The 12,490-nt window shown below is 60.1% G+C and carries 11 protein-coding genes; 8 read left to right on the top strand and 3 right to left on the bottom strand.

Annotated elements, in window-relative coordinates:
* Window positions 1–29 precede the first annotated feature (29 nt).
* A complete protein-coding gene (locus tag AB7M23_RS09370) occupies window positions 30–374 on the bottom strand; it encodes a cupin domain-containing protein (RefSeq protein ID WP_065759305.1) in 345 nt (114 codons plus the stop codon).
* Window positions 375–657: 283 nt separating this feature from the next.
* On the opposite strand from AB7M23_RS09370, the gene AB7M23_RS09375 reads away from it, so the two are divergent.
* The 3 genes from AB7M23_RS09375 to ggt all read left to right on the top strand — a co-directional run bounded on the left by AB7M23_RS09375 (window position 658) and on the right by ggt (window position 3,997).
* Entirely contained in the window at window positions 658–1,248 is a 591-nt protein-coding gene (locus AB7M23_RS09375) for an NAD(P)H-dependent oxidoreductase (protein ID WP_099773473.1), read from the top strand.
* Window positions 1,249–1,315: 67 nt separating this feature from the next.
* Window positions 1,316–2,212 carry a LysR substrate-binding domain-containing protein gene (locus AB7M23_RS09380; protein ID WP_454240669.1) on the top strand — a complete coding sequence of 299 codons (897 nt, stop codon included), beginning with the start codon at window positions 1,316–1,318 and terminating at the stop codon, window positions 2,210–2,212.
* A gap of 117 nt (window positions 2,213–2,329) precedes the next feature.
* Window positions 2,330–3,997, top strand: a complete 1,668-nt coding sequence (gene ggt / locus AB7M23_RS09385; protein WP_454240670.1) for a gamma-glutamyltransferase — start codon at window positions 2,330–2,332, stop codon at window positions 3,995–3,997.
* A gap of 62 nt (window positions 3,998–4,059) precedes the next feature.
* Here ggt and AB7M23_RS09390 read toward each other — a convergent pair whose 3' ends face one another.
* Window positions 4,060–5,979, bottom strand: coding sequence for a methyl-accepting chemotaxis protein (locus tag AB7M23_RS09390; RefSeq protein WP_454240671.1), 1,920 nt, complete (start codon window positions 5,977–5,979; stop codon window positions 4,060–4,062).
* 425 nt (window positions 5,980–6,404) lie between these two features.
* On the opposite strand from AB7M23_RS09390, the gene pcaH reads away from it, so the two are divergent.
* Both pcaH and pcaG read left to right on the top strand, forming a co-directional pair.
* Window positions 6,405–7,124 carry a protocatechuate 3,4-dioxygenase subunit beta gene (gene pcaH / locus AB7M23_RS09395; RefSeq protein WP_065759301.1) on the top strand — a complete coding sequence of 240 codons (720 nt, stop codon included), beginning with the start codon at window positions 6,405–6,407 and terminating at the stop codon, window positions 7,122–7,124.
* Window positions 7,125–7,135: 11 nt separating this feature from the next.
* Window positions 7,136–7,741, top strand: a complete 606-nt coding sequence (pcaG, locus tag AB7M23_RS09400) for a protocatechuate 3,4-dioxygenase subunit alpha (RefSeq protein WP_454240672.1) — start codon at window positions 7,136–7,138, stop codon at window positions 7,739–7,741.
* A 67-nt stretch (window positions 7,742–7,808) separates the two neighbouring features.
* On the opposite strand, the gene AB7M23_RS09405 is transcribed toward pcaG, so the two are convergent.
* The gene (locus tag AB7M23_RS09405) at window positions 7,809–9,527 is read right to left on the bottom strand and encodes an FAD-dependent oxidoreductase (RefSeq protein WP_454240673.1); all 1,719 of its coding nucleotides are present in this window, start codon (window positions 9,525–9,527) and stop codon (window positions 7,809–7,811) included.
* 175 nt (window positions 9,528–9,702) lie between these two features.
* Here AB7M23_RS09405 and AB7M23_RS09410 point away from each other — a divergent pair, with 175 nt between their 5' ends.
* The 3 genes from AB7M23_RS09410 to AB7M23_RS09420 all read left to right on the top strand — a co-directional run bounded on the left by AB7M23_RS09410 (window position 9,703) and on the right by AB7M23_RS09420 (window position 12,486).
* Complete coding sequence (locus tag AB7M23_RS09410; protein ID WP_065759298.1) at window positions 9,703–10,479, top strand: IclR family transcriptional regulator; 777 nt, start codon at window positions 9,703–9,705, stop codon at window positions 10,477–10,479.
* Between the two features lie 124 nt (window positions 10,480–10,603).
* Window positions 10,604–11,653 (top strand): Gfo/Idh/MocA family protein, encoded by a 1,050-nt coding sequence (locus tag AB7M23_RS09415; protein ID WP_454240674.1) that lies wholly within the window; start codon window positions 10,604–10,606, stop codon window positions 11,651–11,653.
* A 17-nt stretch (window positions 11,654–11,670) separates the two neighbouring features.
* Window positions 11,671–12,486: a sugar phosphate isomerase/epimerase family protein gene (locus AB7M23_RS09420; RefSeq protein ID WP_330521896.1), complete on the top strand. Its 816-nt coding sequence runs from the start codon at window positions 11,671–11,673 to the stop codon at window positions 12,484–12,486.
* Window positions 12,487–12,490: the final 4 nt, after the last annotated feature.

A 12,490-nucleotide genomic window follows, 5' to 3' on the forward strand; every position in this document is an offset into this window, starting at 1 on the left:
CTGTGCAGGAGCTGGCCTGTCGGCTTTGCTTACGCAAAGACGAAGTACTTGCGTACGGTCTCCACCACTTCCCAGGTGCCGCGCATTCCCGGTTCGACGATGAAGATGTCTCCCGCCCGCAGGTGGATCGGCTCTTGGCCATCAGGCGTGATCACGCAGTAGCCTTCCTGAAAGTGGCAGTATTCCCACTTCTCGTAATTGACCCGCCATTTGCCAGGCGTGCAGATCCAGGTACCCATGATCTTGCTGCCATCCTCGCTGGTATAGGCGTTGAGGTTGACGGTGTGCGGGTCTCCGGCGAGTTTCTCCCATTTGCAGGCATCGAGTACCGGTAACGGGTGGGTGTCGCGCAGAACGACGATCGATTTCGACATGAGGGCTCCAGGCAGGCTGAGGAAGTGAACCCGCAGCCTAGCGGGCGGCTCAGCCCCCCGGTTGTCTGGACTCGACATCAAGCTGTCCAGAAGCGCACAAGTCATGAGCCCTGCAATAGATACGCGACTGCAATAATTCGCGTTCAATTCGTGCGCTCCAGTCAAAAGCGTTTTGCCGTCGAGGTGGTTTTTCCGGGCTTTGTTCGTCGTTAACCTGCCCGGCATTCAATTCCATCCGGTTCGCCATCCCAATGGCGTCGACCGGGCACCCGATGAGGCCCCGATGAAAAAAGTCCTGTTGCTCAATGGCGGCAAGAAATTCGCCCACTCCGATGGCCGCTTGAATGAAACCCTGCATGAGGCAGCGCTGGCGTTTCTGGATCGTGCCGGCTTTGACGTCAAATCCACCTACATCGACGGTGGTTATGACAATGCTGAAGAGGTGCAGAAGTTTCTCTGGGCGGACGTGATCATCTATCAAATGCCCGGCTGGTGGATGGGCGCGCCCTGGACCGTCAAGCAGTACCTTGATGAGGTCTTCACCGCCGGTCACGGCAGCCTCTATGCCAGCGACGGTCGAACCCGTTCCGACGCGTCGCAGAAGTACGGCAGTGGCGGCCTTGTTCACGGCAAGCACTACATGATTTCGGCCACCTGGAATGCGCCGCAGCAGGCGTTCGATGACCCTGACGACTTCTTTGAAGGCAAGGGTGTGGACGCCGTGTACTTCCCGTTTCACAAGGCTAATCAGTTCCTCGGCATGACGGGGCTTCCGACTTATCTGGCGGTGGATGTGATGAAGCGCCCGAACGTCGCTGCTGCCGTCACTGCGTATGAGCAACATCTGGCCCGGGTATTCCAGATCCCGGCTTGATGGGTGCTTGCACAAGCCTTTGCAAGCCGCTATCAATCAGCGTTTGGTCGCTGCACAAGGTGTTCGCGTGAAAGCCAGGTCCGATGAGTTACAGGTGTTCGTCTCGGTGATCGAGTGCGGCTCGATTTCCGCTGCGGCCGAGCAGGTCGGGCAGACCCCATCGGCGGTCAGTCGAACCTTGTCACGCCTTGAAGCCAAGCTGTGTACCACGCTGATCAATCGCACCACCCGGCGCATGGACCTGACCGAGGAGGGCCGGTTTTTCTTCGAGCGGGCCAAGGCGATTCTTGCGCAGATGGATGAGCTTGAAGAGCGTTTGTCGTTACACCGTCAGACGCCGTCCGGGCGGCTGCGGATCAACGCGGCGGCGCCGTTCATGCTGCACGCTATCGTCCCTTGGGTGGAGGAGTTCCGTGAGCACTATCCGGACATCCAACTGGAGTTGAACACGGACGACCTGATCATTGACTTGCTGGAGCAGGGTACCGATGTGGCGATCCGCATTGGCGAACTGTCCGACTCCAGCCTGCATGCCCGTTCGCTGGGCTGCAGCCCGCTGCAGATCCTGGCCAGCCCCGAGTACCTGGCGCGGCATGGCACGCCACGGCAGGTTGAAGACCTGGCCGGGCACTCGCTGTTGGGCTTCAGCCAGACCGAGACGCTCAACCACTGGCCTTTGCGCCATGCTGAAGGCGATCGTCTACCCATTCGTCCGAGCCTGTCGGCATCCAGCGGCGAAACCTTGCGCCAATTGGCCTTGGCCGGGGCAGGCATCGCGTGTCTGTCGCACTTCATGAGCCACGAGGACGTGCGTGCCGGACGCCTGCAGCTGATCCTTGCCGATGCCAACAGCGGCTATCGCCAGCCGATCCATGCGGTGTACTACCGCAATACGCAACTGGCCCTGCGCATTCAGTGCTTTCTCGATTTCATTCAGCAAAAGCTGGCGGTCTACGCCTGTTGAGATTTCTGGCGGCGACAGAGGCTGTCTAAACGCGGCTGTTTTCGCTTCGGTGTTTGATATGTCGTTCGACATCAGCCTTAATGGGTGTTCAACGAAAACAACACTAAGGAAGCTTTCATGCGCGTTGTGATGTTCCGACTCCTGACCCTCAGTGCCGCGATTATCGCCAGTTCTTCGGCCTACGCCGTGACCCTGGACGGTGGCGCGGTCGCCGCGCCCGATCAATATGGTGCACAGGTAGCCGCCGAAGTCCTGAAAAAAGGCGGTAACGCGGTGGATGCTGCCGTGGCGACTGCATTCACGCTGGCGGTGACTTACCCCGAGGCTGGCAATATCGGCGGCGGTGGTTTCATGACCCTGTACATGGACGGCAAGCCCTATTTCCTCGACTACCGCGAGATCGCCCCGAAAGCGGCGAACCGCACCATGTACCTGGACGATAAAGGCGAGGTCATCGAGAACCTCAGTCTGGTCGGTGCACGTGCCGCTGGTGTCCCGGGTACGGTGATGGGGTTATGGGAGGCGCATCAGAAATTCGGCAAGCTGCCTTGGGCCGAGCTGCTGACCCCAGCAGTCGGTTACGCCAGGAATGGCTTTAAAGTGGCCTCCAAACAGTACCAGTACCGTGAGGACGCCCTGGGTCTGTTCAAGGACAGCACCAACTTCAATGACTATTTCGGCAGCATGAAGGTCGGCGAAACCTTCAAGCAACCCGAGTTGGCGCAAACCCTGGAGCGTATTGCCAGCAATGGCGTCAGTGAGTTCTATCAGGGCAAGACCGCCGACCTGCTGGTGGCTCAGATGCAGGCCGACAAGGGCTTGATCAGCAAAGATGACCTGAAGGATTACAAGGCTGTCTGGCGTGAGCCGATGCGCATCGACTGGCGCGGCAACACGGTCTACACCGCGCCGTTGCCAAGCTCTGGTGGTATCGCGCTGGCGCAACTGCTGGGCATCAAGGAAAACCGCGCTGCCGACTTCAAGGGCGTTGAGTTGAACTCGGCTCGTTATATCCACCTGCTGGCCGAAATCGAGAAGCGGGTATTTGCCGACCGTGCCGACTACCTCGGCGACCCTGCGTTCAGCAAGGTGCCAGTTGAGCAATTGATTGCCAAGGACTACCTGCTCAAGCGTGCCAAGGAGGTCAATCCGACGGCCATCTCTGAGACGGAGAAAGTTCGCCCGGGCCTGGAACCGCATCAGACCACGCACTTCTCCATCGTCGACAAGCAGGGTAACGCCGTCAGCAACACCTACACCTTGAACTGGGACTATGGCAGTGGCGTTGTCGTCAAGGGCGCTGGCTTCCTGCTCAATGACGAGATGGATGACTTCAGTTCCAAGCCTGGCGTAGCCAACGCCTTCGGTGTGGTCGGCGGCGACGCCAACGCCATCGAGCCAGGTAAGCGCATGCTTTCGTCAATGAGCCCAACGCTGGTAACCCGCGACGGCCAGGTCACCCTGGTTCTGGGCACGCCGGGTGGTTCGCGGATTTTCACCTCGATCTTCCAGGTGTTGAACAACCTCTATGACTACAACCTGCCGCTGGAGAAGGCCGTTGCTGCGCAGCGTGTGCATCATCAGTTGCTGCCTAAGGACACTATCTATTACGACGCTTATGCGCCGTTGAATGGCAAGGTGGCTGATGATCTGAAGAAGATGGGGTACACCCTGGAAGATCAGGGTTGGGAGATGGGGGATATCCAGGCGATCCGGGTCAATGGCACGGCGCTGGAAACCGCCTCCGATCCACGTGGCCGGGGTGTGGGCCACGTGGTGAAGTAACCGGCCTTATCGCTGGCACTGTAGACGCCTGCTGGTGTCGGCAGTGCCAGCGATGTTTCAGGTCAGACGCGGAAGTGGCTGACCATCATCTGCAACTGGTTACCCAGCCGTGCCAGCTCGACGCTGGACGCCGCGGTTTCTTCACTGGCTGCGGAAGTCTGCTCCGAGACATCGCGTACATTGAGGATGCTGCGGCTGATTTCCTCGGCTACGGCACTCTGCTGCTCGGCGGCTGCGGCGATCTGCTGATTCATCGACTGGATGTTCGACACCACGCGGGTGATGTTCTCCAGTGATGCACCGGCTTTACGCGTCAGTTCAACGCTGCTGTCGGTCAGGTTACGGCTGTTCAGCATGACGTTGGCGACCTGTTGGGTACCGCTTTGCAGGCCTGCTACCAGTTCTTCGATCTCTTCGGTGGATTTCTGCGTGCGCTGGGCCAGGCCGCGAACCTCGTCCGCGACCACGGCAAAACCACGACCGGCTTCGCCTGCGCGGGCCGCTTCGATGGCGGCATTCAGGGCGAGCAGGTTGGTCTGCTCGGCGACCGACTTGATCACGTCCATGACGCTGCCGATCTTCTGGCTTTCCTGTTGCAGGTGCCCCATGGCGTCGGTCGAGCGCTTCACTTCTTCGGCCAGGCGTTCGATTTGGGCAATGGCCTGGGCGACGACCTCATCACCCGCACGGGCCTGACCGTCAGCATCGGTTGCCGCTTCTGAGGCCAGCTCGGCGTTGCGCGCCACCTCCTGCACTGTCGTCGCCATTTCATGCATGGCGGTTGCCACCTGATCGGTTTCGACCTTCTGGCTGTTGACTCCGGCATTGGTTTCCTCGGTGACCGCCGAGAGTTCTTCCGCTGCGCTGGCGATCTGGGTGACGCCGTCACGGATGCCTGTGATCAAGTCACGCAGGGTGCTGCCCATGCGCTGTATGCCTTGCTGTAAAACGCCCAACTCGTCTCGGCGGGTCACGCGTAGCTCATGGGTCAGGTCGCCTGCAGCGATTTTCTCGACCACCTTGAGGGTGTCTTGCAGCGGGCGGGTAATCTGGCGGGTAATGATAACCGCGGCCAGTACGCCGAACAGCAGTGCCAGCAGGGTGCTGATGAGTTGCAGTGCACGCGCCTGGGCGCTTTCGTCATCACGACGATCCAGTTGGATCTTATAGAGCTGATCGCTGTATTTGACGATATCGGCGCCTTGTACGGTCATTTCCTGGCGAGCTACGGCGATCTCGGCAATGGCGCTCTTGAAGGTGAGTACGGCGTCACGGTAGGCGAGGATGGCGCTTTCGAACTGCTTCGCGCGGGTGGTTTCGCGTGGCAGGTGATCGTTCAGTTGGCGGACTTCAGTCAGGGCGGCATCCAGTTGTCGCAGAGCCGCCTGCTCGGTCGAAGTACTGAGGTCGGCAATGTAGCTGCGCACTTCCAGGCGCACCATCATCAGTTGTTCCTTGACCCGCGTAATGGCCTGGAATTGCTCAAGACGACGAGGGTCGCCCTCTGGCAAGGCCAGGACATCGCGGTTGATCGACTCGATCAACTCGATGGCGCTGGCGGCGGCTATACCCATCGCATCGCGGGCGGCCAGGGTGGTTCTATAACCGTTGCGCATCTTGTTCAGTGATACCTGATACGCGCTGATGGTCTTGGCCTGCTGCTGCAGCAGTTTGATGTTCTCGGGGCTCTTGAAGCTATTCAGCAGTTTCTGCTGTTGCGCGCTGAACGTGTCGAGTTTGGCTTGAACATTGGCGGCGCTGGTGTCATCGCCGTTGGTCAACATGTATTGCAGGCGCGCAATGCGCATGTTCGTCAGGTCGCTGTTGAGCTGAGTGATGTCGCTCATCCAGTTGCTACGGTCGATCAGGCCACCAAGGCTGGTCCAGCCTGTCAGCGCCAGAAGGCCGGTCAGTAACAGCACCAGGCCGAAGCCCAGGCCGAGTTTCACATTGACGCTGATATTGGCAAACCAGCTGTTCATACCATCCCTCCAGGAACGTTTTACGGTCTTGATCCCGATCGCTGGAAGGTTGTTTTTCTTGGTGCCAGGCGATCCATACGCTGGCTTTATCGGCGGCAGTTCGGGTAGCTGAAACGCTTTTTCAGCAATTCCTACGAAATTGATCAACAAAGTGTTTAGTGAATGTTTCTGCGGCGTTCAGGGCTTCTTCAACGTCTCCTGAATCAAGCCTGCCAGCGCTTGGCCGGTGGAGCCGTGCGTATACCTTTTCGCCATAGCCTATGAAAACTCTTGGGTTAGGCGACGTGAGCGCGCTGCGCTATACATAACCAATTGGTTATGTTTCCCATGGTTCTTTTCAGTTCCCGTCGAAGCCGTCTTGGCCGACACTGGGTGCTCGCCTGCTCCTCCCGGGCTTTTCCACATCCAATAACAAGGAGAACGGCATGTCCGCCACAGACGACAGTCGCTTCGCTATCCGTGATCGCAATTGGCACCCGAAAGCCCTGACCCCCGACTACAAGACCTCTGTTGCCCGGTCGCCGCGTCAGGCACTGGTGAGCATTCCTCAGTCGATCAGCGAAAGCACCGGTCCAGACTTCTCTCACCTGCAGTTTGGTCAGCATGACCATGACCTGTTGCTGAATTTCAACAACGGCGGCCTGCCGGTTGGTGAGCGCATCATCGTTTCCGGTCGAGTGTGTGACCAGTACGGCAAGCCGATCCCGCATACCCTGGTGGAGATGTGGCAGGCCAACGCCGGTGGCCGTTACCGGCACAAGAACGACCGTTACCTGGCGCCTCTGGACCCTAACTTCGGCGGTGTTGGTCGAGCCTTGACCGACCGTGATGGCTACTACAGTTTCCGCACGATCAAGCCCGGTCCTTACCCATGGCGTAACGGGCCGAACGACTGGCGTCCGGCGCACATTCACTTCTCTATCAGCGGCCCGTCGATCGCTACCCGGTTGATTACCCAGCTGTACTTTGAAGGTGATCCGCTGATTCCGATGTGCCCGATCGTCAAGTCGATCGCCAATCCTGAAGCGGTACAGAGCCTGATCGCACGCCTGGACATGACCAACGCGAACCCGATGGATTGCCTGGCCTATCGTTTCGACATCGTGCTGCGCGGCCAGCGCAAGACGCACTTTGAAAACTGCTAAGGAGCCCCGCCATGCCTACTCAACTGCTGCCGGAAACCCCTTCGCAGACCGCCGGTCCTTACGTTCATATCGGCCTGGCACTGGAGGCCGCCGGTAACCCGACTCGCCCTCAGGAAATCTGGAACCGTATGGCGCGTGCCGATGCCCCGGGCCAACAGATCCTGGTGTTTGGCCATGTATACGATGGCAATGGCCATCTGGTGCGCGACTCGTTCCTGGAGTTCTGGCAGGCTGACCACGAGGGTCACTATCAGCCAGATTTCAACCTGGAAAAGCCATTCAACAGCTTCGGTCGTACTGCCACGACCTTTGATGCGGGCGAGTGGAACCTGCACACCATCAAGCCGGGTGTCGCGCTGAATGCCGCCGGTGTGCCAATGGCACCGCACATCAACGTGAGCCTGTTTGCCCGTGGTATCAATATCCACTTGCAGACCCGCTTGTGCTTCGATGATGAAGCCGAGGCCAACGCCAAGTGCCCGGTACTCAACCTGATCGAGCAGCCGCAGCGTCGCGAGACCCTGGTTGCCAAGCGTTGTGAAGTGGACGGTAAACTGGCCTACCGCTTCGACATTCGTATTCAGGGTGAAGGCGAAACGGTGTTCTTCGACTTCTAAGCCTGTAGCGCCATAAAGAAGCCCGCCAATTGGCGGGCTTCTTTATGGGCTGCTGTTTGTAGTGGAGTTACTCGTAGGCTGTTGCGCCGGCAATGTGGCGTCCAGCGATGTAACCAAAGGTCGCGGCCGGTCCCAGGTTGATGCCGCCTGCCGGGTAGTGGCCGCCCATGATGCTGGCCATGTCGGTACCTACCGCATACAACCCGGCAATGGGCTGGCGTTGCTCATCAAGCACCTGGGCGTGCTCGTTGGTCTTGAGGCCAGCGAAGGTGCCGAAGCAGCCCGGTTCAACTTTAACTGCATAGAAGGGGCCTTTCTCGATCGGCGCGACGCAAGGATTGGGGCCATGCAAGGCATCCCCTTGTTTACGGTTGTAGGGTGTAGAGCCACGGCCGAACAACGGGTCTTCGCCGTTGCGCGCATGGCGGTTGTATTGCTCGACGGTCGTACTCAAACCCTGGGGGTCGATACCGCAAGCCTGGGCCAGCGCTTCAAGGGTGTCGCCTTTCTTCAGGTAGCCGGAGCGTACGAAGGGTTCGACCGGCAGTGGGAACGGGCGGGAAATCCCCAGGCCATAACGGCGCTGGAAGGCATGGCTGCAGATCAGCCAGGAGGCCACCTCTTCACCCGGCGCCGCAGCGACCATGGCACTGACATAGTCATAGTAACCGCCGGCTTCGTTGACGAAGCGCTTGCCGTTCGCCAGTACACCGATAATGCCTGGCTTGCCACGTTCGATGATGTGCGGGAAGTGACCGAACGTGCCGTCCTTGTATGGCACCCTGGAGACCGGTGCCCAGGCGACCGGGCTGAGCAGGTCGTCAGCCACCCGGCCGCCGACGCTTTCGCCCAGGCGCAGGCCGTCGCCGTTGGCGCTCAGTGGCGGCAAGGCCAGGTGTTCGTTGCCGGTGGGCGTACGCGGGAACAACGCCTTGCGACGTTCGATATCGTTGGGGAAGCCGCCTGCCGCCAGCACTACCGCATGACGCGCGCGGATCTTAACGGGGCCGTTGCGTGTTTGCACGACGGCGCCAGCCACCCGGTTGTTTTCGTGAATCAGTTCGCTGGCCGGGGCCGACTCCCAGAGCAGTACGCCGAGGTCTTCGGCAGACTTGGCCAGCCTGGCCACCAGTGCAACACCATTGACCAGGTGCATGGCCCGACCGTTGAGCGCCAGGTCGAGCAGGTGCCGGCTGAAGCGCTTGGTCACGTGGAGCAGCGAGCGCCAGGAGCGGGTCAGGGTCAGGAAGGCCGCGAGGTCTTTGCCGGCCATGATCGGCATGCCCATGAACGAGGTTTCGCGCATGGTCTTGCGCAGGCGTTTGAGCAACTTGCCGACTTCGCGAGCATTGTAGGGGGCGGCGATAACCGAACGTCCGCCCGTTCCGGCGCCGGGTGTGTCGCCATGAATATCGGCGATAGCGTTGCCATCGGAAAACTGCAGGGCAGTATGGCGTTCGAAGAACGAGACCATGTGAGGCGCGGCCTCCAGAAACGCATCGATCATTACGGGATCGAAGCGCTCGCCCAGTTCGTGCTCAAGGTAGGTACGGGGCAGTGAACGGTCTTCAATGATACCGGCGCGTTGTGCCAGTGGATTGCAAGGTACCCACATCCAGCCACCGGACCAGGCAGTGGCGCCGCCGAACACCGGGTCTTTCTCGACCACGATGACCTTTTTACCGTGCCAGGCGGCTGTCACGGCGGTGGATAAACCGGCAGCGCCGGAACCGATGACCAGGACATCGCAGTCCACCGTGGTGTGCAAAGAGGTGTCGGCAGGCATTTGAGATCTCACGTTCAGGGTCGAATAGTTTTGTTTTTGGAACTCAATTCCATATTCTATGGTTGCTGTCCGATATCGCCAAGTGCAAAGCGGGCAAAATGGGCGAAGATCGAACAGTGGTTTGCGCTTTCGCCGACGCTCTTTAGAATCGGCAAAATTTTTAGGGACCGTGACCATGGCCGGTAGTCAGATTGAACGTGCGTTAAGCCTTCTCGAAAGCCTCACCAGCGCCCCGCGCGGCCTGCCAATGCAAACGCTGGCTGAGCAACTGGACATCCCCAAGAGTGCTACCCATCGCATGTTGGCCGAGCTGATACGCCTCGGGTATGTGCGGCAAAACCCGGAAAACAGTCGTTATCTGCTGAGTACCAAGCTGGTCGCTTTGGGCTTTCGTTACCTCTCCAGCGCTGGCGCCGATGTGGTTCAACCCGTCCTTGATCAATTGGCCCAGCAAACGGGTGAGCTGGTGCGTCTTGGAGTGATCGACGGCGAGCGCCAAACCTGGATCGCCAAAGCTCAGGGGGCTCGCTCGGGGTTGCGTTATGACCCCGATATGGGCCGGGATGCGCCATTGTTTTACACCGCTTCCGGGCATGCCTGGCTGGCCAGCCTGAGTGATGCGCAGGCCTTGCTGCTGGTGGAGCGCCAAGGGATTGCCCAGCGGGAGGACTTTGGCCCCAATGCCCCGGCTTCCAATGCCGATTTGCTCGAGCGTCTGCGCATTGCCCGTGAGCATGGTTATGCCTGGGTCGTTGAGAGCTCTGCGGTAGGCACCTCGGCACTGGCGGCAGTGGTGCGTCACCCGCTGGACGGGCATGTGGTCGGGGTGCTCAGCGTCGCCGGGCCCAGTGCCCGTATGAGTGAGGCGCGTATGCATGAACTGGCCCCTGCATTGCTGGCTGCGACGGCAGAGTTGTCGGCAGCCTGCCCTGCTTCGGAGTTGTTCCTCTAGCGTTTCTGCCGCGCCATAGCGAATGGCAGCCCTCAGGGCTGCCATTTTTTTTGCTTGCAAGAAAAGTGGAACTGAGTTCTAAATAAAATGCGAATAACAACAACTCACCACGAGGAGCTCGGGCTTGAATCAGCCATTGCGAATTGCCTTGATCGGGGCAGGGGTCATGGGCCGCCAGCACTATCAGCATTTACGAACACTCGACCAGGCACAGCTGTGCGCGGTGGCCGACCCGAATGAAAGTGCGGCTGAGTTTGCTGCCGAGTGCGGTGTGGCGTACTACGCCGATTACCGGCAGATGCTCGCTCTCGCCCGGCCTGAGGCCGTCATCGTCGCCAACCCGAACGCGCTGCATGTGAGTACGGCACTCGACTGCCTGGCGGCAGGGGTGCCTGTGTTACTGGAGAAACCGGTGGGTGTGCAGCTAGGGGAAGTGCGCGAACTGGTCGCGGCCTCGAAGGCTACCGGGTTGCCGGTTCTGGTTGGGCACCACCGTCGACACAATCCCTTGATTGCCCGCGCCCATGAAGTGATATCGCGTGGCGTTTTAGGGCGTTTGACCACCGTCACCGCGCTCTGGCAGTTGCGCAAGCCAGACAGCTACTTCGATATCCCGTGGCGGCGCGAGGCTGGCGCGGGGATGTTGCTGACCAACTTGATCCACGACCTCGACCTGTTGCGTTACTTGTGTGGCGAAGTTCGCCAGGTGCAGGCGATCACCAGCAACGCGGTACGCGGCTTTGGCAATGAGGACTGCGCGGCGGTGTTGCTCCAGTTCGATAACGGCGCGCTGGGCAGCCTGACCGGCTCTGATGCCGTGGCCGCGCCCTGGAGCTGGGAGCTCGACAGTGGCGAGAACCCGGTCTACCCGCGTCAGGCCGATCAGCCCTGCTACCTGTTGGCAGGTACCGCTGGGGCCCTGAGCATTCCTCAGCTCAAGCGCTGGTACTACGCCGAAGCCGGGGAGGGTTGGCATCAACCACTGCTGCAGGTGCAGGAGCCGTTCACTGCCGATGAGGCCCTGCGCCTGCAGCTGCTGCACTTTATCCAGGTCGCTCGTGGCCAGGTTCAGCCGCTGGTCAGTGCGGCTGATGCAGGGCGCACGCTGGCCCTGATCGAAGCCATCCGCGAGGCCGCGCGTACTGGTCGCGCCTGCGCCCCTGCCTGTCTTTAAGCCTTGAAGGAGTCATCATGAATCAACGTGTTATGTCGCTGGCGGCCTTGACGGTGCTGGAGTTGTCCCCGGTGCAGATGGTTGAAGTGGCCGCCCGGGCCGGTTACAGCCATGTTGGCTTGCGCCTGGAGCCCGCCACGCCAGAAGAGCACCATTTCCCCTTGGTACGTGACGCCGAGCTGCGTCGTCAGACCGCTGCACGCCTGCGTGACACCGGTATCAAGGTGCTGGATGTGGAAATCCTGCGGCTCAAACCCGATACCCGTGTCGGGGATTTTGAAGCCTTGCTGAGCGTCGGCGCCGAGTTTGGCGCCACGGAGCTGCTGGTGGCCGGTAACGATCCCGATGAGCAGCGCCAGACCGATAACTTCGCGGCCCTGTGTGACCTTGCCGCTCGCTATGGCCTGCACCCCCATCTGGAGTTCATGCCGTGGACTGATGCGAAGAACCTTACCCAGGCGCGGCGCATTGTCGAGAACGCTGGGCGCGACAATGGTTGCGTGCTGATTGACGCCTTCCACTTCGACCGCTCGGGGTCGTCACTGGAAGCGCTGCGACAACTGCCGCGTTCACGCATGCGCTATGCCCAGTTGTGTGATGTGGCGGGGCCGCGCCCTGACGATATGGCTGAAATCCTGCGTCAGGCGCGTAACGAGCGGCGCTTTCCGGGAGATGGCGATTGCGATCTGCAAGGGTTGTTGCGTTGCTTGCCCAGTGACCTGCCGCTGAGCCTGGAAATTCCTACACGGCAGTTGCTTGAGCAGGGCGTCAGTGCTCTAGAGCGTGCAACGCTGGCACTGGAAAAGACCCTTCAGGTGTTGAGCCTCCGTTGACCTG

The sequence above is a fragment of the Pseudomonas sp. HLS-6 TE3448 genome (genome assembly GCF_053629555.1).